At 62.4% G+C, this 587-nt stretch carries 1 protein-coding gene; it reads left to right on the forward strand.

Annotated features, from left to right (window positions below; genetic code table 11):
• Positions 1-34: 34 nt before the first annotated feature.
• Positions 35-412, forward strand: coding sequence for a VOC family protein (locus A3E77_RS00940; RefSeq protein WP_293643030.1), 378 nt, complete (start codon positions 35-37; stop codon positions 410-412).
• Positions 413-587 lie beyond the last annotated feature (175 nt).

The raw sequence follows: 587 nt of genomic DNA on the forward strand, positions 1-587 counted from the left end.
CGGTCTCGATTCGCAACCAAAAAGGGAGAGAAAAATGTTCAGCCATGTCATGGTGGGGGCGAATGACATCGCCGCCTCCAAGAAATTTTACGATGCGCTCTTTGCTGCGCTCGGGGGGCCGGAAGGCGTTATCGATCCCAAGGGGCGGCTGTTCTATATGAGCAAGACGGGGATATTCGGCGTGTCGGTGCCGATCAACGGCGAGCCTGCTTGTCATGCCAACGGCGGCACCATTGGCTTCGCGGTGGAATCGCCCGAACAGGGCGACGCCTGGCACGCCGCGGGCGTCGCCAATGGCGGCACCGCGTGCGAAGATCCGCCGGGCGTGCGCACCAGCGAGATGGGCAGCATGTATCTGGCCTATCTGCGCGACCCCGCCGGCAACAAGATCTGCGCGCTCAAGCGCATGTGAACCGATGCGCGGCGAAGCGGGATTGCTGGACGACCTTGGGGCGCTTGCCATCCCCTTTGCCGCGCATGAGCATGTCGCGGTGTTCACCGTCGCCGAAAGCGACGAAGTGAACGCCGCGATACCGGGCGCGCACACCAAAAATCTGTTCCTCAAGGACAATGGCGGTGCCTATTGG

Origin of the sequence: Sphingopyxis sp. RIFCSPHIGHO2_12_FULL_65_19, from assembly GCF_001830555.1 — a bacterium.
GTDB lineage: Bacteria > Pseudomonadota > Alphaproteobacteria > Sphingomonadales > Sphingomonadaceae > Sphingopyxis.

Excerpts from the sequence above, each read along its gene's own strand:
- A3E77_RS00940 (WP_293643030.1), top strand. The coding sequence starts at position 35 with ATGTTCAGCCATGTCATGGTGGGGGCGAATGACATCGCCGCCTCCAAG.